Here is a 22,734-nt window from a genome sequence, read left to right on the forward strand (position 1 = left end):
ACTGAATCCAAGATGAAATTTTCCCAGTTCTTCATTTCGCGGCCGATCTTCGCAGCGGTGCTTTCGCTGCTGATCCTGATCGCCGGCGCCATCTCGCTGTTCCAGTTGCCGATCAGCGAATACCCGGAAGTCGTGCCGCCGACCGTGGTCGTGCGCGCCAACTTCCCGGGCGCCAACCCCAAGGTCATCGGCGAAACCGTGGCCGCGCCCCTGGAGCAAGCCATCACCGGTGTCGAGAACATGTTGTACATGTCCTCGCAGTCCACCGCCGACGGCAAGATCACCCTGACCATCACCTTCGCCCTGGGCACCGACCTGGATAACGCCCAGGTGCAGGTGCAGAACCGCGTCACCCGGACCGAGCCCAAGCTGCCGGAAGAGGTGACCCGGATCGGTATCACGGTGGACAAGGCCTCGCCCGACCTGACCATGGTCGTGCACTTGACCTCGCCGGACAAACGCTACGACATGCTCTACCTGTCCAACTACGCCCTGCTCAACATCAAGGATGAGCTGGCGCGCCTGGGTGGCGTGGGTGACGTGCAATTGTTCGGCATGGGCGACTACTCCCTGCGGGTCTGGCTGGATCCGAACAAGACCGCCTCGCGCAACCTGACCGCCACCGACGTGGTCACCGCGATCCGTGAGCAGAACCGCCAGGTGGCTGCCGGTGCCCTGGGTGCACCGCCGGCGCCGAATGCCCAAGCCTTCCAGCTGTCGATCAACACCCAGGGTCGCCTGGTGAATGAGGAAGAGTTCGAGAACATCATCATTCGTTCCGGCGCCAATGGTGAGATCACTCGCCTGAAGGACATCGCCCGGGTCGAACTGGGTTCCAGCCAATACGCCCTGCGTTCGCTGCTGGACAACCAGCCGGCGGTGGCGATCCCGATCTTCCAGCGTCCGGGCTCCAACGCCATCCAGATCTCCAACGACGTCCGCGAGAAGATGGATGAGTTGAAGAAGGGCTTCCCGGCCGGGATGGACTACAGCATCGTCTATGACCCGACGATCTTCGTCCGCGGCTCCATCGAGGCAGTGGTACATACCCTGTTCGAAGCACTGATTCTCGTGGTGCTGGTGGTGATCCTGTTCCTGCAGACCTGGCGCGCCTCGATCATTCCATTGGTGGCAGTGCCGGTTTCGCTGATCGGTACATTCGCAGTGATGCACCTGTTTGGCTTCTCGTTGAACGCCCTGTCGCTGTTCGGCCTGGTACTGGCGATCGGTATCGTGGTGGACGATGCGATCGTGGTGGTGGAGAACGTCGAGCGAAACATCGAACTAGGACTCACCCCGGTGGAGGCGACCAAGCGCGCCATGAGCGAAGTGACCGGCCCGATCATCGCCACCGCCCTGGTGTTGTGCGCGGTGTTTGTTCCGGCGGCATTCATCAGTGGCTTGACCGGGCAGTTCTATAAGCAGTTCGCCCTGACCATTGCCATCTCCACGGTGATTTCGGCAGTCAACTCCCTGACCCTGTCGCCGGCCCTGGCCGCCGTGCTGCTCAAAGGCCATGATGCGCCCAAGGACCGTTTTTCCAAGTTCCTGGACAAAATTTTCGGCGGCTGGCTGTTCCGTCCATTCAACCGCTTCTTCGAACGTGCCAGTCATGGTTATGTGGGCACCGTCGCCCGAGTGATTCGTAGCAGCGGCATCGCCCTGGTGCTCTATGCAGGCCTGATGGTGTTGACCTTCTTCGGTTTCTCCAACACCCCGACCGGTTTTGTGCCCGGCCAGGACAAGCAATACCTGGTGGCCTTCGCCCAACTGCCGGACGCCGCGAGCCTGGATCGTACCGAAGACGTGATCAAGCGCATGTCCGACCTGGCCCTCAAGCAACCGGGCGTTGAAAGCGCCGTGGCCTTCCCGGGCCTGTCGATCAACGGTTTCACCAACAGCCCGAACGCCGGCATCGTGTTCGTGACCCTCAAGCCCTTCGACGAGCGCAAGGACCCGAGCATGTCGGCCGGCGCCATCGCCGGTGCCTTGAACGGCCAGTTCTCGGAGATCCAGGAAGCCTACATGGCGATCTTCCCGCCGCCGCCGGTACAGGGCCTGGGCACGATCGGTGGTTTCCGCCTGCAAATCGAAGACCGGGGCAACCTGGGCTACGACGAGCTGTACAAAGAAACCATGAACATCATCGCCAAGAGCCACAACGTGCCGGAACTGGCCGGACTGTTCACCAGCTACACCGTGAACGTGCCCCAGGTCGATGCCGCCATCGACCGTGAAAAAGCCAAGACCCATGGCGTGGCCGTCAGCGACATTTTCGACACCTTGCAGATCTACCTGGGCTCGCTGTATGCCAACGACTTCAACCGCTTCGGCCGTACCTACCAGGTCAACGTCCAGGCCGAGCAGCAGTTCCGCCTCGAGTCGGACCAGATCGGCCAGCTCAAGGTGCGCAACAACCGTGGCGAGATGATCCCGCTGGCGACCTTCATCAAGGTCAGCGATACCTCGGGGCCAGACCGTGTGATGCACTACAACGGCTTCATCACCGCTGAAATCAACGGTGCCGCCGCCCCGGGCTACAGCTCCGGCCAGGCTGAAAAAGCCATCGAGAAACTGCTCAAGGACGAACTGCCCAACGGCATGACGTACGAGTGGACCGATCTGACCTACCAGCAGATCCTCTCGGGCAACACCGCGCTGTTCGTGTTCCCGCTCTGCGTACTGCTGGCGTTCCTGGTGCTCGCGGCACAGTACGAAAGCTGGAGCCTGCCATTGGCGGTGATCCTGATCGTACCGATGACCCTGCTGTCGGCAATTACCGGGGTGATTCTCTCCGGCGGCGACAACAACATCTTTACCCAGATCGGCTTGATCGTACTGGTAGGCCTTGCGTGCAAGAACGCAATCCTGATCGTCGAGTTCGCCAAGGATAAACAGCTCGAGGGCCTGAATCCGCTGGCGGCGGTGCTGGAAGCGTGCCGTCTGCGTCTGCGGCCGATCCTGATGACCTCCTTCGCCTTCATCATGGGCGTGGTGCCCCTGGTGTTCTCCAGCGGCGCCGGTGCGGAAATGCGCCATGCCATGGGTGTAGCGGTGTTCTCCGGGATGCTGGGCGTAACCTTCTTCGGCCTGCTGCTCACCCCTGTGTTCTATGTACTGATCCGCAACTTCGTCGAGCGCAGCGAGGCCCGCAAGGCGGCCCGGGCTTTGAAACTGGAGGCGCAACAATGAGTTTGAAAGCGTTCGTGCCGAGCCTGCTGGCGTTGGCCTTGAGTGCCTGCGCCGTGGGCCCGGACTACAAGGCCCCACAAACGGAGGCGGCGAATATCACCACCGCCACCGACGGCGCCGCCGGCCAGAAGAATTTCGACCGTGCCCGTTTCGAAGGCATCTGGTGGCAGCAGTTCGACGACCCGACCCTCAACGCGTTGGTGACCCGATCCCTGGAAGGCAACCGCGAGTTGCGCGTGGCTTTCGCCCGTCTGCGGGCCGCCCGGGCGATTCGCGATGACGCCAGCAATGACGCCATGCCGACCATCACCAGCCGTGCCAGCAGCAACCTGGGCAAAGGCCAGATCCCGGGGCAGACCACCGACCGGGTCAATACCGAGCGTTACGACCTGGGCCTGGACATGGCCTGGGAGCTGGACTTGTTCGGACGCATCCAACGCAACCTGGAAGCCACCGACGCCGATCAGCAGGCCGCCGAAGCCGATCTCTATCAATTGCAGGTGACGATGATCGCCGAATTGGTGGATGCCTACGGTCAGTTGCGCGGCGCGCAACTGCGGGAAAAAATTGCTCTGGCGAACCTCAAGAACCAGCAGGATTCGCGCAAGATCACCGAAAGCCTGCGTGATGCCGGCGTCGGCGATCAGCTCGATGTGGTGCGTGCCGATGCCCGCCTGGCCTCGGTCGAGGCCAGCGTGCCGCAACTGCAGGCTGAACAGGTGCGCCAACGCAATCGCATCGCCACGTTGCTGGGCGAGCGTCCGGACAAACTCAGCGTGGACCTGAGCCCGAAACAGTTGCCGGCCATCGCCAAGGCCCTGCCCATCGGCGACCCGGGTGAACTGCTGCAACGGCGTCCGGACATCCTCAGTGCCGAACGCCAACTGGCCGCTGCCACGGCGCGCATAGGCGTGGCCAAGGCCGATCTGTTCCCACGGGTCAGCCTGAGCGGTTTCCTGGGCTTCACGGCTGGACGCGGCTCGCAGATCGGCTCCTCGGCGGCCAACGCCTGGGCGCTGGGCCCGAGCATTACCTGGGCGGCTTTCGACCTGGGCAGCGTGCGGGCGCGCTTGCGCGGTGCCGACGCCGAGGCGGACGGCGCCCTGGCGACCTACGAACAGCAAGTGCTGCTGGCCCTGGAAGAATCGGAGAACGCCTTCAGTGACTACGGCAAGCGCCAACAACGGCTGATCTCGCTGATCCGCCAGAGTGAATCGAGCCGTGCCGCCGCCGACCTGGCCGAGATTCGCTACCGCGAAGGCACTGTGGACTTCCTCGTGCTGCTCGACGCCCAGCGCGAACGCCTGGCCGCCGAAGACACCCAGGCCCAGGCCGAAGTGGACCTGTACCGCGGCATCGTCGCGATCTACAAGGCCCTGGGCGGCGGCTGGAAACCGGAGACCGTTGCCAGCAACTGACCCCCTTCTCAACCGAGCTCCTTTGGTTGGCCGCAACCAGCCAAATTTTTGCCCCGCTTCTCATTTGGACGCGGGGCTTTTTTTCGGCTGGCGCTAACCTCGACCTCCTCCTGTGGGAGTGCCCTGTGGGAGCAAAGCTTGCTCGCGATAGCAGTGTGTCAGTTGCATTGCTGATACCCCCCTCATCGCGGGCAAGCCATGCTCCCACATTGACTCGGGCAAGCTTACTCCGGGTGCATGAGAGGCTTCACAGAGTTTGACTCAAGCCCCCACCTGACCGAAGCTTGCGGCATTTCACGCTCCTGGTTATGGATTACCTGCATGTCTTCGTCTCGCCGCCGCTATCTGCTCCTCAGCCTCTGTGTCCTGTTGGTGATTGGTCTTGTCGCGGTATGGCTGCGCAGCACCACGCCGCAGATCCCGGAAGCGATCAAGCGTGGCTACAGTGAAGCCTTGGGAAGCGCCCGCAACGGGCAGCCTGGGGCGGCGCGGATGCTTTACCAGCAATTGGGGCGTCCAGACCTGTCGCCCAAGCGCCGCATATGGCTGCACGCCGAACTGCCCAACTACCCCAGCCCCCAAGCCCTGAAGCTGGCGGATGCGGATCTGCACAGCCAATCGCCGGACGTGCGTCGGGCCGCCATTGGCAGCATCGTCGGGCTGGTGCCGACAGGTCAGCGCAGCCTGTTGCTCGGCCCGCTCCTGGATGATGACGACCAGAATGTCCGATTCGCCGCCGTGAATGCGCTGCTGGGCCTCTCCCCGGATGACCTCGGCCTGTATTTCGGGGCGATGCAGTTAGCCATCGACACCTGGGAGCAGGTACTCGAAGACGCGCCGAAAACCGCTGAGTCCTACTTCCAGCTCGCTCGGCTGCACCTGCACAACGGCGCATTGAAGAAAGCCCAACTGGCGCTTGAGCAGGCCTTGCGCCTGCAACCGGACAACCTGCCGGCGCTGGTCATGCAGATCGAAGTATTGGACAAACAAGGCCAGGGCGAAGCCGCGCGACTATTGCTCGCCCGACAGTTGAAAGCCCAGCCAGCGTCGGCTTATCTGCAACATGCGCTGGGCATGTGGCTGCTGCAACACGGCCAGAACGAGTATGCCGTGCTCGGCTTGGCAAAAGCTGTGGAACTGGACCCCGAGAACCGCCATTACCGCTATGACCTGGCGACTACCCTGCATGCCGAGCAGGAAGTGGAAGCAGCGCAGAAACAGCTGCAGGAAATCGTCCAGCGCTACCCCGCCGATCGCAAGGCGCGGGTATTGCTGATCAACTACTGGAAGGAGACCGGTCAGTTGCAGAATGTTCAGATCCTGCAGGCGCAACTTGAACAGTTGAACCCTGACGACCCGGCGCTGCATCAAGGCCTGTAGGAGCTGCCGAAGGCTCGGGCCGCGTTCGGACGATCTTTTGATCTAGAGAGTTCGAGTGTTCGCTTGTCATTCGATGGGCTTGGTAAAGATCGCAGCCTCGCTTCGCTCGACAGCTCACACAGCGCCTACCAAAGTTGTGCAGTACACCTCGTTTTATCGATGTAAGCGGAACCGCCATCACCGCCAAAGGTCAAGTGTTCAGGCAGTTAAATTCAGGCGTTACCCCGCCTGCTGCCCACTTCCCTAGTCATGAGAGGGCTATTTTTGTCTACATCTAACGAGTTGATCAGTGCAAAAGCCGCCACCGGCATCGAAGGACTTGACGACGTCCTTTCCGGTGGTTTGTCCCGCGGCCATGTGTTCCTGCTCGAGGGGGAACCGGGGACTGGTAAGACCACGGTCGCGCTGCATTTTCTGTTGGCCGGCGCCAAGGCTGGCGAGCGCTCGTTGTACATCACGCTATCGGAAACCGAGCGTGAACTGCGTCAGGGCGCAACCTCCCACGGGTGGACGCTGGACGACAACATTCATATTTTCGAACTGACCCCGCCCGAAAGCCTGCTCAATGCCGAGCATCAGCAGAGCCTGCTGTACTCCTCGGACCTGGAACTGGGCGAAGCGACCCGACAGATCTTCGAAGTGGTCGAACGGGTCAAGCCAACCCGGGTGGTGCTCGACAGCCTGTCGGAGATTCGCCTGCTGGCGCAAAGCTCCTTGCGCTATCGTCGCCAGATCCTCGCGATCAAGCACTACTTCGTGCGCTACGATGCCACGGTCCTGTTACTCGACGACCTGACCACCGAGTCTCTGGACAAAACCGTGCACAGCGTCGCCCACGGGGTGATTCGCCTGGAGGAACTGACCCCCAACTATGGCGCCGAACGGCGCCGGATCCGGGTGGTCAAGTATCGCGGGCAGAAATACCGTGGCGGTTACCATGACTTCACCATCATGGGCGACGGCGTACACGTCTTCCCACGCCTGGTGGCCGCCGAACACCGCGGCCGCTACCTGCGTCAGCAACTCTCCAGCGGCATCGACGAGATGGATGCGCTGCTGGGCGGTGGTATCGAGACCGGCTCCAGCACGTTGATCCTGGGCCCGGCAGGGACCGGCAAGTCGCTGATAGCGCTGATTTTTGCCGCAGCCGCCGTGCACCGCGGGGAGAAGGCCGCGCTGTTCATCTTCGATGAAGAACTGGGCTTGCTGTTCGAGCGCATGAAAAACATCGGCATCGATCTGCAGGCCCTGCAAGAGACCGGCAACCTGCTGATCGAACAAGTAGACGCCGCCGAGCTGTCCCCCGGCGAGTTCTCCTACCGCGTGCGCCGTTGTGTCGATGAGGGTGACATCAAGACCGTGGTCATCGACAGCATCAATGGCTATCAGGCGGCCATGCCGGAGGAGAACGCCCTGGTGCTGCACATGCATGAATTGTTGCTCTATCTCAACCGCAAGGGCGCGGCGACCTTCATGACGGTTGCACAGCACGGTCTGGTCGGCGACATGCAGGCGCCCGTGGACATTACTTACCTGGCCGACACGGTGATTCTATTGCGTTATTTCGAGGCAGTGGGCAAGGTTCGCCGGGCGATTTCCATCATCAAGAAACGCACGGGCAGCCATGAGTCGACCATCCGCGAATACCGCATCAACGGCTCGGGCATGACCATCGGCGAGCCGCTTGAGGCCTTCCAGGGCGTCCTGCGAGGGGTTCCCACGTACATGGGCGAGAGCAACCCGCTGCTCAAGGATGAACACCGGTGACCCTGGTCGAGCCCCTGCCCGAGCGAACGCTGATCCTCGCGCCGCTGGGACGGGACAGCCAGATCGCCTTGATGATCCTCAACGAAGCCGGTTTCGCCGGCCTCGTTTGCCATCATCTGGGCCATTTGTGCGAAGAATTGGAAAAAGGTGCCGGCCTGCTGGTGATTTCCTCGGAGGCCTTGGTGGGGGCTGATCTGGAAGCGCTGTTCCTGCACATCGAGCAGCAGCCGGCCTGGTCTGACCTGCCCATTGTCTTGCTCACCCACCATGGCGGCCCGGAACAGGACCCGGCGGCGCGTATCGGTACGCAACTGGGCAACGTGACTTTTCTGGAGCGACCGTTCCATCCAGTGACCCTGATCAGCCTGGTGACCACCGCCCTGCGAGGCCGTCGAAGGCAGTACGAAGCCCGCGACCGCCTGATCGATCTCAGCAACAGCGAACTGCGCCTGCAAACCACCCTTGAAACCCTTGAGCAGCAAGTGGAAGAACGCACCGCCCAGTTGCGCCATAACGAAGAAGCCCTGCGCCAGTCACAAAAAATGGAAGCGGTCGGCCAACTCACCGGCGGTATCGCCCACGACTTCAACAATATGCTCACCGGAATCATCGGCAGCCTCGAACTGCTGCGCCGACGCCTGGCCCGTGGCCGCACCGAGGACCTGGACAGCCTGATCGACCTGGGCGTGACCTCGGCCAACCGCGCCGCCGGCCTGACCCATCGCCTGCTGGCGTTTTCCCGTCGGCAATCGTTGGACTCCAAGGCCGTCCAGATGAACACCCTGGTGCTGTCCATGGGCGAGCTGCTGCAACGCAGCCTCAACGAAAGCATCCGCCTGGACATGCAGCTGGACGAACAGCTCTGGGTCGCCGAAGCCGATCCCAACCAACTGGAAAGCGCCCTGCTCAACCTGGTCCTCAACGCCCGGGATGCCATGCCCAACGGTGGGAACCTGGTGGTGAAGACCTGCAATCAGCACCTGGACGCCGATTTCACCGATGCCTACACCAATCTGGCACCCGGCGACTATGTGGTACTGAGCGTGCAGGACAGCGGCTGCGGCATGCCCGAAGCGATCATCGGTCGCGCGTTCGACCCGTTCTTCACCACCAAGCCAATCGGCCAGGGCACCGGGCTGGGCCTGTCGATGATCTATGGGTTCAGCAAGCAATCGCGTGGCCATGTGACCATCGACAGCGAAGTCGACAAAGGCACCACCGTGAACCTTTACCTGCCGCGCTTTCGCGGTGAAGAAATACGCGAACCTCAGGTCACCACCCCAAACGCACCCTATGCGCAGGACGGTGAGACCGTGTTGATCGTCGAGGACGATCCCGCGGTGCGAGTGCTGGTGAGCGCGGTATTGAGCGAGCTGGGCTATGCCTTTGTGGAAGCGGCCGACGCCAACGGCGCGGTACCGATCCTGCAGTCAGGCCAACGCATCGACCTGCTGATCAGCGACGTGGGCCTGCCCGGCATGAATGGCCGGCAACTGGCGGAAATAGGCCGGCAGATCCGCCCGGACCTGCGGGTACTGTTCATCACCGGTTACGCGGAACATGCCGCGGTACGCGGCGGCTTCCTTGACCCAGGGATGCAGATGATCACCAAGCCGTTCACGTTTGATCTATTGACGGCCAAGGTGCGGGAGATGATCCAGACCGTTTGACTCTGCGGGCGGCTCCCTGATTCTGTGGGAAGGTCCCTGATTCTGTGGGAGCAAGGCTTGCCCGCGATGGGGGTTACTCGGTTGTTCTGAAACCGAGGCGACTTCATCGCGGGCAAGCCTTGCTCCCACAAAAGGCTGCTCGCTTCAAATAGCCGTGCGCCCCTCACAAGTCATGCTCTACACAAGCTTGCCCAATCCAAACAAGCCTTCTAAAAACCTACGACAACATCGACTGCATGATGCTCTGCAGCTCATCCAGGTCAAACGGCTTGTCCAGGATCGGCGCCTCGCGGGCAAGGAGGCTGTCAGTGTCGCGCACTTCCTGGGCGTAGCCACTGATGAAAATGACCTTCAGCTCGGGACGCAACCTGACCGCAGGCTCGGCGATCTGCACCCCGGAGATACCACCCGGCAGGCGGAAATCGGTAATCATCATGTCCAGATGAGGCTTGCTCGCCAGGATCTCGAACGCCTGGGCACCGTTTTCGGCCTGCAGCACCCGGTATCCCTCGCCAGACAGGTAAGCCGATAACACCATCAGGATCGACGGGTCATCCTCGACGATCAATACAACATCTTGCGCATCTTCACTCATGAGAAGCCTTCGTTCGATCAATAGCTGCTGATACGACCTTGGGGTCTCTCAGAGGTTGCGTCTGTTCGGCGGTTTTGTCCAAGACAGTTTTCTGCAAAGGCAGGTAAACACGAAACAACGCCCCTTCGTTGAGGCGGCTGTTGACCGTGATCGTCCCGCCATGGGCCGTGACAATCTGCTCGGAAATGAACAGCCCAAGCCCAAGGCCGGCAGCGGCCGCCTTGGACGATACGCGCTCGAACTGCTGGAAGATCCGTTTCTGGTTCTCCTCGCTGATGCCGATGCCGTGATCCTGGACCTCGATACAGGCGTGGTCGGGCGTCTTGTAGACGCGCACCTCGATCGGGCCCTTGCCGCCGTAGCGCAACGCATTGGTCAACAAGTTCGAGACCACCTGCTCGATACGAAACTCATCCCAAAGCCCCTCCACCGACGGTTCGGCCAAGCAGGTCAACGAGCATTCGGCGACGGCGATCTGCGGTTGGAAATTGTGCAGCAGGTTTTCCACCAATGCCGTCAAGTTGAGGCGGGTCGGACGGATCGACAGCTTGCCGGTGCGAATCCGCGAAACATCCAGCATGTCTTCGATCAGTCGGATCAGGCTCTTGATCTGCCGCTCGTCACGTTCGACCATCGCCCGCACCTTGTCCAGGCTGAAGGCTGCGGCGTTGTCCCGGGCCAGGTGCATCTTGCGCAGTTGTGTCTCGAGAATCAGACCATTGAGGGGCGTGCGCACCTCATGGGCAACGATGGACATGAAGTCATCACGCATGCGCACCGCTTGCTCCAGTTCGCCGCGAGTGGCCTCCAGTTGCTGCAACAGGACCTCCTGCTCGCGGCGACTCTGCTCAAGGGCTACGACCTGCTCCTTCATGGCCTTTCGTTGGCGGTACAACTCGACGAATACATTGACCTTGCTTTTGACCGCCTGGGTGTCCAGCGGCTTGTGCAGGAAGTCCACCGCTCCGCTTTCATACCCGGTAAAGGCATAGTTGCGTTCACGGCCAGCGGCACTGACGAAGATGATGGGAATGCTGCGGGTCTTCTCCGTGCCGCGCATCAGCTCGGCCAGTTGGAACCCGTTCATCTCCGGCATCTGCACATCGATAATCGCCAGGGCAAAGTCGTGTTGCAGCAGCAGCGACAACGCTTCGTCCGCCGACTGGGCCTTGAAGACCTCGCGGTCACTCCCCTTGATCAACGCTTCCAGGGCCAACAGATTCTCAGGCAGATCATCGACGATCAGCAGTTTGGCTTGAATATCTCTTGGCATGTAGTTCATTCCAGCCCGGCCAGCAATTGGCCGATGCCTTGCAAAGTAAGGATATGGTCGGGGTCGTGAAGGGCCAGCGCCGCTTCGGGCATGGTCGAGACCTGGGCCTCATCGGGGTCCTGGACCACCGTGATTCCTCCCGCCGCCCTGACCTTGGCCAAGCCCCAGGCGCCATCATTGTTGGCGCCGGTCAGCACCACGGCCAGCAATTTCTGGCCGTAGACATCGGCGGCCGATTCAAACAACACATCGATGGACGGCCGCGAGTGATGCACCGGCTCTTCCAGGCTCAACGACAGGCTACGGTCAGCTTCGACCGACAAGTGATAGCCAGGCGTGGCGACATACAAGGTTCCCGGCATGATGTCTTGCTTGTCCCGGGCTTCCTCCACCGGCACCGCCAGACGATGTCCGAATACGTGGGCCAGTTGACTGTCGCGCTCATCCGGCAAATGCAATACCACCAGGATCGGCACGCCAAAGCCTCTGCGCAGGTGTCCGAACACCCTGAGCAGCGCGTCGACACCACCGGCCGACGCACCGACGACAATGGCTTCGATGGGCGGGTTGGATCTGTCCTTCGTCTGGTTCATAACTTGCGATAGATCCGTTCCTGTTTGACCAACGGCTCGAATCGATGGCCGTAAGCCGAGAAATCCAACGTTTCCTTACTGCCCAGTACCAGGAAACCACGGTGACAAAGGGACTCATGAAACAGTCCAAATGCACGATCTTGTAGTTTCTTATTGAAATATATCAATACGTTACGACAGGAAATCAACTGAGTTTCTGAAAAGACACTGTCGGTCGCCAGGCTGTGATCGGCAAAGGTCACGTTCTCGCACAGGGTTTTGTCGAACATCGCATAATCGTAGGCGGCGGTATAGTAATCGGCAAACGAGCGCCGGCCTCCGGCATTCTGGTAGTTCTGGGTATAGGCGCGCACGTTTTCCAGGGAAAAAATCCCCTGTTTGGCTTTATCCAACGAGTGCGGATTGATATCGGTAGCATAGATGAAGGTACGGTCCAGCAGGCCTTCTTCGCGCAGCAGAATCGCCATGGAATAAACCTCTTCCCCCGTGCTGCAACCGGCGATCCAGATCTTGATCGAAGGATACGTCCTGAGCAGCGGCACGATTTCTTCGCGGATTGCCAGGAAATGCGAGGGGTCGCGAAACATCTCGCTGACGGGAATCGTCAGAAATTGCAGCAACTGCATGAACGCTCCCGGGTCGTGCAGCACGCGCTCCTGCAGTGCCGAAATGGTCCTGCACTCGAACTGACTCAGCGCATGGTGGACCCGGCGCTTGATGGACGCACCGGAATAATCGCGAAAATCGTAGCTGTACTTGAGGTAGATCGCTTCGATCAACAGACGAATTTCAATGTCAGTGTCTCGTTCCACTAAATTCTTTCCATATTCGGCAACCACACGCGAATCAGCGAGAACAGACGATCCAGATCGATCGGCTTGGCCAGGTAGTCGTTGGAACCGGCCGCCAGGCAGCGTTCCTGATCATCCTTCATCGCCTTGGCCGTCACGGCAATGATGGGCAGCTTGCGCCAGCGCGGGTCCTTGCGGATCAGCGCGGTGGCTTCGAAACCGTCCATCTCCGGCATCATGACATCCATCAGCACCAGGTCGATGTCGTCGAATTCGTTCAGGCGATCGATCGCCTCCAGGCCGTTACGGCCGATGACAACGATCGCCCCCTTCGCCTCCAAGGCACTGGTCAGGGCAAAGATGTTGCGCACATCGTCATCCACCAGCAGCACCTTGCGGCCTTCAAACACTTTGTCGCGGCTGCGGGCGGTCTTGAGCATCCGCTGCCGTTCATGGGACAACCGGGATTCGACTTTGTGCAGAAAGAGTGTCACTTCATCCAGCAGGCGCTCTGGCGAGCGGGCGCCCTTGATGATGATCGAGCGTGAATACTTGCGCAGTTCGACCTCTTCGTCGCGGGTCAGGTTGCGCCCGGTGTAGACGATCACCGGCGGGAAGGAACAGATGTCTTCGCTGGACATGCGCTTGAGCAGGTCATTGCCAAGCATGTCCGGCAACTTGAGGTCGATGATCATGCAGTCGTAGACGTTGGTCCGCAGCAGGTCCAGGGCTTGCTGGGCCAGGCCAACGGCGGTGATCTCGATGTCATCGTCGCCGATCAGGCGGGTAATGCTGTCGCGCTGCAGGTCATCGTCCTCCACCAGCAGCACCCGCTTGACCTTCTGGGTCAGCTTGGCTTCCAGGCGAGCGAATACATCCTTGAGTTCTTCGCGGGTGGTCGGCTTGACGGCATAGCCGATGGCCCCCATGTGCATGGCCGCTTCGACGCGGTCTTCGACGGAAATCACGTGCACCGGGATGTGCCGGGTTTCGGCCCGCTCCTTGAGCCGCTGCAACACGGTCAGCCCGGAGTGGTCCGGCAGGCGCATGTCCAGCAGGATCGCGTCGGGCGCCAGTTGCAATGCCAGGTCGAAGCCTTCATCGGCACCGTGGGCCACCAGGCACCCGTAACCGAGCTCATGGGCCAGGTCGAACAGGATCCGGGCGAACTTGGGCTCGTCTTCGATCACCAGGATGCATCGGGTGTCGAACGGCGCCTTGTCGCGGTCGTCGGCAAATCGGGCAATCGGCGTATCCACTTCAGCGATCAGCGGCGCCGATGCGACTTTTGACGCAGCCGGCGCTGGCGCGGTGGCCGTCGGGGTGAACGTCATCGGTTCCATCGGCGAGTCTCCAGGCTCGACGTAACGTTCAGGTAATACCAGCGTAAATACGCTGCCCTTCCCCGGCTCGCTGGAAACGGAGATCGAGCCGCCCAGCAACGTGGCCAGGTCCCGGGAAATCGACAACCCCAGGCCGGTACCGCCATAACGACGGTTGGTCGTGCCATCGGCCTGGCGGAACGCTTCGAAGATGCTCTGCTGCTGATCGGCGGCGATGCCGATCCCGGAGTCGCGCACCATGAACGCGATGCCCGAGCCCGGCTGCCCGGCCACCGACAGGCTGACGGTGCCTTGCTCGGTGAACTTCACGGCATTGGACAACAGGTTCTTGATCACCTGCTCCAGGCGCTGGCGGTCGGTGTAGAGCATTGCCGGCGCATCAGGCAACAGCTGGACCTCGAAACCCAGGCCCTTGTCGGCTGCCAACGGCTCGAACATGGCCCGCAGTCCTTCCACCAGACGCTGCACGCTGGTGTTTTCCGGGCGTACTTCCAGCTTTCCGGCCTCGACCTTGGAGATGTCGAGAATATCGTTGATCAGGTTCAACAGGTCGTTGCCGGCGGAGTAGATCGACTCGGCAAACTTGACCTGCTCCTCGCTGAGATTCTGCTGCGGGTTTTCCGCCAGCAGCTTGGACAAAATCAGCGAGCTGTTGAGCGGTGTACGAAGCTCGTGGGACATGTTGGCCAGGAACTCGGATTTGTACTTGCTCGAACGCTGCAGTTCTTCGGCGCGCTCCTGCAGTTGGATCTGGGCCAGGTTCAGCTCGCTGTTCTTGTGGTCCATGGCGTCGCGCTGTTCGGCCAATTGCTCGTTGGTCTGCTCCAGTTCCTGCTGCTGGGCTTCCAGGTGGGCCTGGGACTCCTTGAGGATGCGCGACTGCTCCTCCAGTTCCTCGTTGGCGGTCTTGAGCTCTTCCTGCTGCACTTGCAGTTCTTCGTTCAACTGCTGGGTTTCGGCCAGCACTTCCTGCAGGCGTTGGCGATAACGGGCGGCTTCGATGGAGGTGCCGATATTGCCGGAAATCAGCTCCAGCAGCTCGATGTCGCGCTCGGTCAATGGCCGCAAGAAACCGAGCTCGATGACACCGTTGATCCGGTCATCGTCACTGGTGGGTGCCACCAGCACGCTATTGGGCAGACCTTGCCCCAATCCGGAGCTGACTTTCAGGTAATCGTCCGGCACGTCGTCCAGGCGGATGAGGCGCCCCTGCTGCACGGCCTGGCCGGCGATGCCTTCGCCGGCAACGATCACCTGCTGTTGCTCTTCGTCCTCCCGGGACAGACCGTAGGTGGCAACGCGCCTGAGGACTCCATTTTCTTCGCGCGCATAAAGCGCAGCGACAGCGACGCCCAGGTACTTGGCACAGAACTGCAGGATGTTGCGGCCCAACAGGTTCAGCGACAACTGCCCCAGGACCTGCTCGGCCAGCAGTGTCTGGCCATTGCGTAACCAGGCCTGCTTCTCCAGGTGCAAGGCGCTGCGTTGCTGGACTTTCAAGCTGGCGCTGTAGCTCTCGGACAGGCTCAACAGATCCCGGCGGCCGACGTAGGCCAGCAACCCACTGACTGCGGCAACGAACAGCAGGTACAGGGCGATACTCCAGATCGTGGTGGTACGCACCTCCTCATTGCGCGCCGCACGCAGTTGCTGCTCGGTCGCGACAATGTCTTCGAAAGACTGGCGAATCTCGTCGGTCAGGCGCTTGCCGCGCCCGGCCTTCAACGCTCCCCGGTAATCGCCGCTGGTGCGTTGCAGGTCGATCATGTCCTGGGCGTAATTGGCCCACTCGGCCTGGAGTGCTTGTATCTTGTGCAGACGGTCGGTCTGGACGGGGTTGTCGGCTGTCAATTCCAACAGTGTGTCCAGCACAACGGCAATCCTGGGCTTGGCGACTTCATAGGGGTCGAGGAAATGCTCGTCACCGCTCAAGAGAAAGCCACGCATGCCGGTTTCCAGATCCACGCTCAGCTTGAACGCTTCGTTGGCATTATTGATCACCCGGTCGGTATGCCCGACCCATTGGAACACCGACAGCAGGTACGTGATAAGGATGATGAAAAACGCCGCGCTGAGGGCGCCTATGCCCAGCGGCAGGCTGATATTGCGGCTCAGAAGCTTGCGAAAACTTTGCTCGTCGACCGAAGACGAAGGAATCATGGAAAGGGCCTTGGTGGACAGTTGAAAACCGTGGAGTTTGCCCGAAAAACGGTACTTGGATCCACATTATCTGACGAGTCAAAGGCGCAAGTCCCGCGACGATCTACCTTATAGCAAGGAAGCGACTATCCTTGTCAGCTCTTGTACTATAGATCCTTTCTTGTACAACCTTGGGAACTTGTGCCGCCTCGCAGCTTACTCATAAAAGAGGCTCATGAAAGAGACTCATGAAAGAGGCTTTTTTTTCGAGCCGCCCTCCCGTTCCCTTCTTCGAGAATGTCTACTATGTCCACCCCCCCTCCCGCCACCCCGTCCACCATCCTGGTCGTCGAAGACGATGACATCGTGCGGATGTTGATCGTCGACGTACTGGAGGAGTTGGAATACCGGGTCCTGGAGGCGGACGGTTGTGAGCAGGCGCTGGCATTTTTGCGCAACGACGCGCAGCCCATCGCACTGATGATGACCGACGTCGGCCTGCCGGTCATGGACGGGCGCGAATTGGCGAAACAGGCCCGGGCCGTGCGGCCACAGCTGCCTGTGCTGTTTGCCAGCGGTTATGCCGAAAGCATCGATGTGCCTGACGGCATGTCGGTGATTGGCAAGCCCTTCTCCATCGATCAATTACGGGACAAGGTCAAACGCATTCTTGCTTGAGCCCCGGCCGATTCTTGGTCACTATCGGCGCCCCGCGCGCCGACGGCGCCTGATTCGCTTCGAGGAACTCCCTGCTCATGCATTCCCCCTGCGCCACCAAGGTCCTGGTTATCGGCTATGTCTGGCCCGAGCCGCGCTCGTCGGCTGCCAGCGGGCACGTCATGCAGATACTGGAGACGTTCCTCGGGCAAGGCTGGGACATCACCTTCAGCAGTCCGGCGGGTCCCGGCGAGCAGCGTGCCGACCTGCTCGCGCTGGGTATCCGTGAAGTGCCGATCGAACTCAATAACAGCAGCTTCGACGCCTTCATCAGCACGCTTGCGCCGGACATCGTGCTGTTTGACCAATTCATGATGGAAGAACAGTTCGGCTGGCGGGTCGAGAAGCACTGCCCCGGCGCCCTGCGGGTACTGGAGACGTCAGATTTGCAGAGCCTGCGCCACGCCCGGCATCAGCGCTTGAAGGACCGCCTGAAGCGCGATGAGTCTTGCCAGGATTTCAGCGACCTCTTCGCCCCGCCCCTGGGCGAGGAGTTCCAGCGGATGGCCGACACCGACCTGGCCAAGCGGGAAATCGCGGCACTGTATCGCTGCGACCTCAACCTGATGGTGTCCGAGGTTGAAATCGAACTGTTGGTGGAACACTTCAAGTTGCCCCGCAACCTGTTGCACTGGTGCCCGTTGATGCTGGACCTGCCCGACGAACAGTCGGTGCCGTTCGAAGACCGGGCGCATTTCCTGAGCATCGGCAACTTTCGCCACGCGCCGAACTGGGACGCCGTGCTCTGGATGAAAAACGCCATCTGGCCACTGATCCGCCAACAATTGCCCGGCGCGCAGCTGCACCTGTACGGCGCCTACACCCCGCCCAAGGCCGCCGCGCTGCACAACCCGGCCCAGGGCTTTCATATCATGAACTGGGCCGAGGACGCCTTGCAGGTGATGTCGGCGGCACGCATCTGCCTGGCGCCGCTGCGTTTCGGCGCTGGCATCAAGGGCAAGCTGATCGATGCCATGCTCTGCGGCACCCCCAACGTCACCACACCCGTGGGGGCCGAAGCCATGCACGGCGACATGCCCTGGCCCGGCGCGATTGCCCAGAGTGCCGAAGGCATCGCCAGCGCGGCAGTGCAGTTGTACAACGACCAGGCGCGCTGGACCCAGGCCCAGGATGCAGGCCTCGCTTTACTGGCGAACCGCTACCGTCAACAGGTGCACGGCCCGGCGCTGATCGACAGCATCAACGCTTGCCGGGCGGACCTGGCACAACGGCGCCGGGACAATTTCACCGGCAGCATGCTGCGTCACCACCAGCACAAAAGCACCCAATACATGTCCCAGTGGATCGAAGAAAAAAACCGCAACGCTTAGACGTCAGAGTGGCACCTGCCTGGCGAAGGGGGCATTATCCAACGGCGATAACAATAAAAGCGCCAGGCCCATGACCCGAACAGCCAGAATCACTGACCCCTCCTACGAGTTGATGGACGACCATAACGGGTTGTCCATCATCTACCGTCAGCACGGCTTTCCCTGCCCGCTGGTGCGCTGGCATTTCCACAAGGAATACGAACTGCACTTGATCGTCGCCAGTTCCGGCAAGGTGTTCATTGGCGACTACATCGGCAACTTCTATCCCCAGTCGCTGTTCCTCACCGGCCCCAACTTGCCCCACAACTGGATCAGCCAGGTGGCCGAGGACGAAGTGGTGCCCAAGCGCGACATGCTGGTGAACTTCACCGACGAGCTGTTCGAAAGCGGTCACCAGGTATTCGCCGAACTCAAGACGGTCGCCCCGCTGCTCGAACGCGCCCAGTACGGCATCGAATTCCGCTGCAAGCGCACCATTCGCCAAGCCATGATCCTGATGCAGCGTATCGCCGATTCCCAGGGCATGAGCCGCCTGGGGCATTTTTTCATCCTGATGGAGCTGCTGGCCGCCACGGACGACTATCAACTGCTTTCCGGCGCGACCGCGCCGCAAGCGGCGGACGAACACAGCATCGACCGCACCAACCGCGCGGTGGACTACATCTTCGCCCATTACGCCCGGGAACTGTCCCTGGAAGAAGTGGCCGAGCACCTGGGCATGAAACCCACCTATTTCAGCCGCGTGTTCAAGCAGGCCACTGGCCGCTGCTTCATTGAATTCGTCAATCGCCTGCGCATCAGCAAATCCTGCGAGTTGCTGGCCGACGGCGACAAACCGGTGACAGACGTGTGCTTTGAATCCGGTTTCAACAACATCTCCAATTTCAACCGGCGTTTCCAGCAGCTCAAGGGCATGACCCCTTCCCACTACCGGCGGCTGGCGGTGCAACGGTTGACCGAGCAGAACCAGGGCTGAGAATCTCGAATCATTTCTGTGACGGGATTCAATGTGGGAGCAAGGCTTGCCCGCGATGAAGATGACGCGGTCTCTTGGGGAACCGAGACGCCTGCATCGCGGGCAAGCCTTGCTCCCACAGATAACTTCCATCGCCACAACTCCTATCCAGTGCAAAAAAGTATCAGCACAAGTGCGACGGATGATTTGTCATGCCGTCCATTGAGGGCTGTAATCAGCGCACATTCTTCCCTTCATCCGGAAGACACAAAAACAATAACTGTCCTTCTGCAGCCTTCTGGGCGCGGAAAAGGAGTGCGCGATGAAACCTTCGGTAAAAGCTCTGCTTGTCTCCACCTGCATGACCCTCAGCAGCGTCAGTTTCGGCGCACAGACCCTCACCATTGCCACCGTCAACAACAGCGACATGATCCGCATGCAAAAGCTCTCGAAAACCTTCGAGGCCGAGCACCCGGACATCAAGCTCAACTGGGTGGTGCTCGAAGAAAACGTCCTGCGCCAGCGCCTGACCACCGACATCGCCACCCAAGGCGGTCAGTTCGACGTGCTGACCATTGGCATGTACGAAGCTGCACTCTGGGGTGCCAAGGGCTGGCTGGAGCCGATGAAAGACCTGCCAGCTTCCTACGACCTGGACGACGTCTTCCCTTCCGTGCGCGATGGCTTGTCAGTCAAAGGCTCGCTGTACGCCCTGCCGTTCTATGCCGAAAGCTCGATCACCTATTACCGCACCGACCTGTTCAAGGACGCCGGGCTGACGATGCCCGAACACCCGACCTGGACCCAGATCGGTGAGTTCGCCGAAAAACTCACCGACAAATCCAAGGAACAATATGGCCTGTGCCTGCGGGGCAAGGCCGGTTGGGGCGAGAACATGGCGCTCATCACCACCTTGGCCAACGGTTATGGCGCGCGCTGGTTCGATGAAAAATGGCAGCCGCAATTCAATGGGCCCGAGTGGAAAGAGGCACTCAATTTCTACGTCGACAACATGAAGAAATCCGGCCCGCCGGGCGCATCCAGCAACGGCTTCAACGAAAACCTGGCGCTGTTCAACAGCGGTAAATGCGCGATCTGGGTGGATGCCAGCGTTGCCGGTTCGTTCGTCACCGACAAGACCCAGAGCAAGGTGGCCGATCACGTTGGATTCACCTTCGCCCCCCACGAAAAAACCGACAAAGGCACTTCGTGGATGTACTCGTGGTCGCTGGCCATCCCGACCAGCTCCAAAGCCAAGGAAGCGGCCACGGTCTTTACCACCTGGGCGACGTCCAAGGAATACAGCCAACTGGTCGCCAAGACCGACGGCATTGCCAACGTACCGCCAGGCACCCGTGCCTCGACCTACAGCGATGAGTACATGAAGGCCGCGCCATTTGCCAAGGTGACGCTGGAGTCGTTGAAAGTCGCCGACCCGAAATCACCTACCCTCAAGCCTGTGCCCTACATCGGCATCCAGTTGGTGACCATTCCCGAGTTCCAGGCCATCGGCACCCAGGTGGGCAAGTTCTTTTCGGGCGCGCTGACCGGCCAGCAAACCGTGGACCAGGCGTTGACCGCCGCGCAGTCCACCACCGAACGCGAGATGAAACGCGCTGGGTATCCCAAGTAAAGGCTTGTAAATATCCATTTGTGGCGAGGGAGCTTGCTCCCGCTGGCGGGCGAAGCCCGCCCTGGCGATCGAGAGGATTGCCTATCGGCATGGGCCCGCTGCGCGGTCCAGCGGGAGCAAGCTCCCTCGCCACAGGGAATGCGTCGCATAAGAGTAAGCACTCATGAATAGCTCAACAACAACTGCCAAAGCCCCCGTCGAGATTGCCCCGCCGGCACGCAAGATCCGCCTGGCGAACCCCGGTTGGTTCCTGGTCAGTCCTTCGGTGGCCTTGTTGCTGCTGTGGATGATCGTGCCGCTGGGCATGACCGTCTACTTCTCGCTGATCCGCTACAACCTGCTCTACCCCGGCGAAAACCAATTCGTCGGGCTGGAGAACTTCACCTATTTCCTGACCGATTCGGGGTTCATACCCGGCGCCACCAATACCCTGTTGCTGGTGGGCAGCGTGCTGCTGATCAGTATCGTGCTGGGGGTGTTGATCAGCGCGCTGCTGGAGGCCAGTGAGTTTTTCGGTCGCGGCATCGTCCGTGTCCTGCTGATCTCGCCGTTCTTCATCATGCCCACCGTCGGCGCGCTGATCTGGAAGAACCTGATCTTCCACCCGGTCTCGGGCATCCTCGCCTCGGTATGGAAACTGTTCGGCGCCCAGCCAGTGGACTGGCTAGCGCATTACCCGCTGCTGTCGATCATCATCATCGTGAGTTGGCAATGGCTGCCGTTCGCGATCCTGATCCTGATGACCGCCATGCAGTCGCTGGACCAGGAACAGAAAGAAGCCGCCCGCCTGGACGGTGCCGGGCCGATCGCGATCTTCTGGCACCTGACCCTGCCGCACCTGGCCCGCCCGATTGCCGTGGTGCTGATGATCGAGACCATCTTCCTGTTGTCGGTGTTCGCCGAGATCTTCACCACCACCAACGGTGGCCCCGGCTACGCCTCCACCAACCTTGCCTACCTGATCTACAACCAGGCACTGGTGCAGTTCGACGTCGGCATGGCTTCGGCCGGTGGCCTGATCGCCGTGGTCATTGCCAACATCGCCGCCATCATCCTGGTCCGGATGATCGGCAAAAACCTCACCGACAAGCATTGAGGCCGTCGCCATGACTCTTCAACAATCCCGTCGCCTGCAGAGCCTGCTGCTGGGCACGTTGGCCTGGGCCATCGCGATCCTGATCTTCTTCCCGATCTTCTGGATGGTGCTGACCAGCTTCAAGACCGAAATCGACGCGTTCGCCACGCCACCGCAGTTCATCTTCGCGCCCACGCTGGAGAACTACCTGCACATCAACGAGCGCAGCAACTACTTCAGCTTCGCCTGGAACTCGGTGGTGATTTCCTTCAGCGCCACCGCCCTGTGCCTGCTGATCGCGGTGCCGGCGGCCTACTCCATGGCGTTTTATGAAACCCAGCGCACCAAAGGCACGTTGTTGTGGATGCTCTCCACCAAGATGCTGCCGCCAGTGGGCGTGCTGATGCCGATCTACCTGCTGGCCAAGCAGTTTGGCCTGCTGGACACGCGCACCGCGTTGATCATCATCTACACCTTGATCAACCTGCCCATCGTGGTCTGGATGATTTACACCTACTTCAAGGACATCCCTCGCGACATCCTCGAAGCCGCACGCCTGGATGGCGCCACGCTCTGGCAGGAAATGGTCCGCGTGCTGCTGCCGATTGCCAAGGGCGGCCTGGCGTCCACCGTGCTGCTGTCGCTGATCCTGTGCTGGAACGAGGCCTTCTGGTCGCTGAATCTCACCTCCTCCAAAGCCGCGCCACTGACGGCGTTGATCGCCTCTTACTCCAGCCCGGAAGGTTTGTTCTGGGCCAAATTGTCGGCCGTCTCGACCCTGGCCTGCGCGCCGATCCTGATCTTTGGCTGGATCAGCCAGAAACAGCTGGTGCGCGGTTTGTCCTTCGGCGCGGTGAAATGA

General features: G+C 60.7%; 16 protein-coding genes. 11 read left to right on the top strand and 5 right to left on the bottom strand.

Features of this window, described 5'->3' with window-relative positions; genetic code table 11:
• Positions 1-12 precede the first annotated feature (12 nt).
• The 5 genes from AC09SL_RS06265 to AC09SL_RS06285 all read left to right on the top strand — a co-directional run bounded on the left by AC09SL_RS06265 (position 13) and on the right by AC09SL_RS06285 (position 9,427).
• Positions 13-3,192, top strand: a complete 3,180-nt coding sequence (locus AC09SL_RS06265; RefSeq protein WP_064106818.1) for an efflux RND transporter permease subunit — start codon at positions 13-15, stop codon at positions 3,190-3,192.
• Positions 3,189-4,610 (top strand): efflux transporter outer membrane subunit, encoded by a 1,422-nt coding sequence (locus AC09SL_RS06270; protein ID WP_058545853.1) that lies wholly within the window; start codon positions 3,189-3,191, stop codon positions 4,608-4,610. The genes AC09SL_RS06265 and AC09SL_RS06270 overlap by 4 nt, the downstream gene beginning before the upstream one ends.
• A gap of 321 nt (positions 4,611-4,931) precedes the next feature.
• Positions 4,932-5,990 (top strand): tetratricopeptide repeat protein, encoded by a 1,059-nt coding sequence (locus AC09SL_RS06275; protein WP_058545852.1) that lies wholly within the window; start codon positions 4,932-4,934, stop codon positions 5,988-5,990.
• Between the two features lie 264 nt (positions 5,991-6,254).
• Positions 6,255-7,757, top strand: a complete 1,503-nt coding sequence (locus AC09SL_RS06280) for an ATPase domain-containing protein (protein WP_058545851.1) — start codon at positions 6,255-6,257, stop codon at positions 7,755-7,757.
• Positions 7,754-9,427 (top strand): response regulator, encoded by a 1,674-nt coding sequence (locus tag AC09SL_RS06285; RefSeq protein WP_058545850.1) that lies wholly within the window; start codon positions 7,754-7,756, stop codon positions 9,425-9,427. The genes AC09SL_RS06280 and AC09SL_RS06285 overlap by 4 nt, the downstream gene beginning before the upstream one ends.
• Before the next feature lie 217 nt (positions 9,428-9,644).
• On the opposite strand, the gene AC09SL_RS06290 is transcribed toward AC09SL_RS06285, so the two are convergent.
• From AC09SL_RS06290 to AC09SL_RS06310, 5 genes are read right to left on the bottom strand one after another with little or no spacing between them, the layout of a single operon-like run.
• A complete protein-coding gene (locus tag AC09SL_RS06290) occupies positions 9,645-10,022 on the bottom strand; it encodes a response regulator (RefSeq protein WP_058545849.1) in 378 nt (125 codons plus the stop codon).
• Entirely contained in the window at positions 10,015-11,295 is a 1,281-nt protein-coding gene (locus AC09SL_RS06295; RefSeq protein WP_058545848.1) for a hybrid sensor histidine kinase/response regulator, read from the bottom strand. The genes AC09SL_RS06290 and AC09SL_RS06295 overlap by 8 nt, the downstream gene beginning before the upstream one ends.
• A 5-nt stretch (positions 11,296-11,300) precedes the next feature.
• Positions 11,301-11,888 (bottom strand): chemotaxis protein CheB, encoded by a 588-nt coding sequence (locus AC09SL_RS06300; RefSeq protein ID WP_058545847.1) that lies wholly within the window; start codon positions 11,886-11,888, stop codon positions 11,301-11,303.
• Positions 11,885-12,700: a CheR family methyltransferase gene (locus tag AC09SL_RS06305; RefSeq protein ID WP_058545846.1), complete on the bottom strand. Its 816-nt coding sequence runs from the start codon at positions 12,698-12,700 to the stop codon at positions 11,885-11,887. Before AC09SL_RS06305 ends, AC09SL_RS06300 begins: the two co-directional genes overlap by 4 nt.
• The gene (locus tag AC09SL_RS06310) at positions 12,700-16,182 is read right to left on the bottom strand and encodes a response regulator (RefSeq protein WP_058545845.1); all 3,483 of its coding nucleotides are present in this window, start codon (positions 16,180-16,182) and stop codon (positions 12,700-12,702) included. Before AC09SL_RS06310 ends, AC09SL_RS06305 begins: the two co-directional genes overlap by 1 nt.
• A gap of 285 nt (positions 16,183-16,467) precedes the next feature.
• Here AC09SL_RS06310 and AC09SL_RS06315 point away from each other — a divergent pair, with 285 nt between their 5' ends.
• The 6 genes from AC09SL_RS06315 (at position 16,468) to AC09SL_RS06340 (ending at position 22,734) form a co-directional block, all read left to right on the top strand.
• On the top strand, positions 16,468-16,839 hold the full coding sequence (locus AC09SL_RS06315) for a response regulator (protein ID WP_058545844.1): 372 nt from the start codon (positions 16,468-16,470) through the stop codon (positions 16,837-16,839).
• Positions 16,840-16,916: 77 nt separating this feature from the next.
• Positions 16,917-18,209: a glycosyltransferase gene (locus AC09SL_RS06320; RefSeq protein ID WP_058545843.1), complete on the top strand. Its 1,293-nt coding sequence runs from the start codon at positions 16,917-16,919 to the stop codon at positions 18,207-18,209.
• A gap of 70 nt (positions 18,210-18,279) precedes the next feature.
• Positions 18,280-19,185, top strand: coding sequence for an AraC family transcriptional regulator (locus tag AC09SL_RS06325; protein WP_058545842.1), 906 nt, complete (start codon positions 18,280-18,282; stop codon positions 19,183-19,185).
• A gap of 301 nt (positions 19,186-19,486) precedes the next feature.
• A complete protein-coding gene (locus AC09SL_RS06330; protein WP_064106817.1) occupies positions 19,487-20,797 on the top strand; it encodes an ABC transporter substrate-binding protein in 1,311 nt (436 codons plus the stop codon).
• Between the two features lie 163 nt (positions 20,798-20,960).
• Positions 20,961-21,893, top strand: a complete 933-nt coding sequence (locus AC09SL_RS06335; RefSeq protein ID WP_058545841.1) for a carbohydrate ABC transporter permease — start codon at positions 20,961-20,963, stop codon at positions 21,891-21,893.
• A gap of 10 nt (positions 21,894-21,903) precedes the next feature.
• On the top strand, positions 21,904-22,734 hold the full coding sequence (locus AC09SL_RS06340) for a carbohydrate ABC transporter permease (protein ID WP_064106816.1): 831 nt from the start codon (positions 21,904-21,906) through the stop codon (positions 22,732-22,734).

Source organism: Pseudomonas sp. PF05, assembly GCF_056521845.1.

Bases quoted from the DNA above. Each gene is read 5' to 3' on its own strand.
- AC09SL_RS06265 (WP_064106818.1), top strand. From the start codon at position 13: ATGAAATTTTCCCAGTTCTTCATTTCGCGGCCGATCTTCGCAGCGGTG.
- AC09SL_RS06270 (WP_058545853.1), top strand. From the start codon at position 3,189: ATGAGTTTGAAAGCGTTCGTGCCGAGCCTGCTGGCGTTGGCCTTGAGT.
- AC09SL_RS06275 (WP_058545852.1), top strand. From the start codon at position 4,932: ATGTCTTCGTCTCGCCGCCGCTATCTGCTCCTCAGCCTCTGTGTCCTG.
- AC09SL_RS06290 (WP_058545849.1), bottom strand. From the start codon at position 10,022: ATGAGTGAAGATGCGCAAGATGTTGTATTGATCGTCGAGGATGACCCG.
- AC09SL_RS06295 (WP_058545848.1), bottom strand. From the start codon at position 11,295: ATGCCAAGAGATATTCAAGCCAAACTGCTGATCGTCGATGATCTGCCT.
- AC09SL_RS06300 (WP_058545847.1), bottom strand. From the start codon at position 11,888: ATGAACCAGACGAAGGACAGATCCAACCCGCCCATCGAAGCCATTGTC.
- AC09SL_RS06310 (WP_058545845.1), bottom strand. From the start codon at position 16,182: ATGATTCCTTCGTCTTCGGTCGACGAGCAAAGTTTTCGCAAGCTTCTG.
- AC09SL_RS06315 (WP_058545844.1), top strand. From the start codon at position 16,468: ATGTCCACCCCCCCTCCCGCCACCCCGTCCACCATCCTGGTCGTCGAA.
- AC09SL_RS06320 (WP_058545843.1), top strand. From the start codon at position 16,917: ATGCATTCCCCCTGCGCCACCAAGGTCCTGGTTATCGGCTATGTCTGG.
- AC09SL_RS06325 (WP_058545842.1), top strand. From the start codon at position 18,280: ATGACCCGAACAGCCAGAATCACTGACCCCTCCTACGAGTTGATGGAC.
- AC09SL_RS06330 (WP_064106817.1), top strand. From the start codon at position 19,487: ATGAAACCTTCGGTAAAAGCTCTGCTTGTCTCCACCTGCATGACCCTC.
- AC09SL_RS06335 (WP_058545841.1), top strand. From the start codon at position 20,961: ATGAATAGCTCAACAACAACTGCCAAAGCCCCCGTCGAGATTGCCCCG.
- AC09SL_RS06340 (WP_064106816.1), top strand. From the start codon at position 21,904: ATGACTCTTCAACAATCCCGTCGCCTGCAGAGCCTGCTGCTGGGCACG.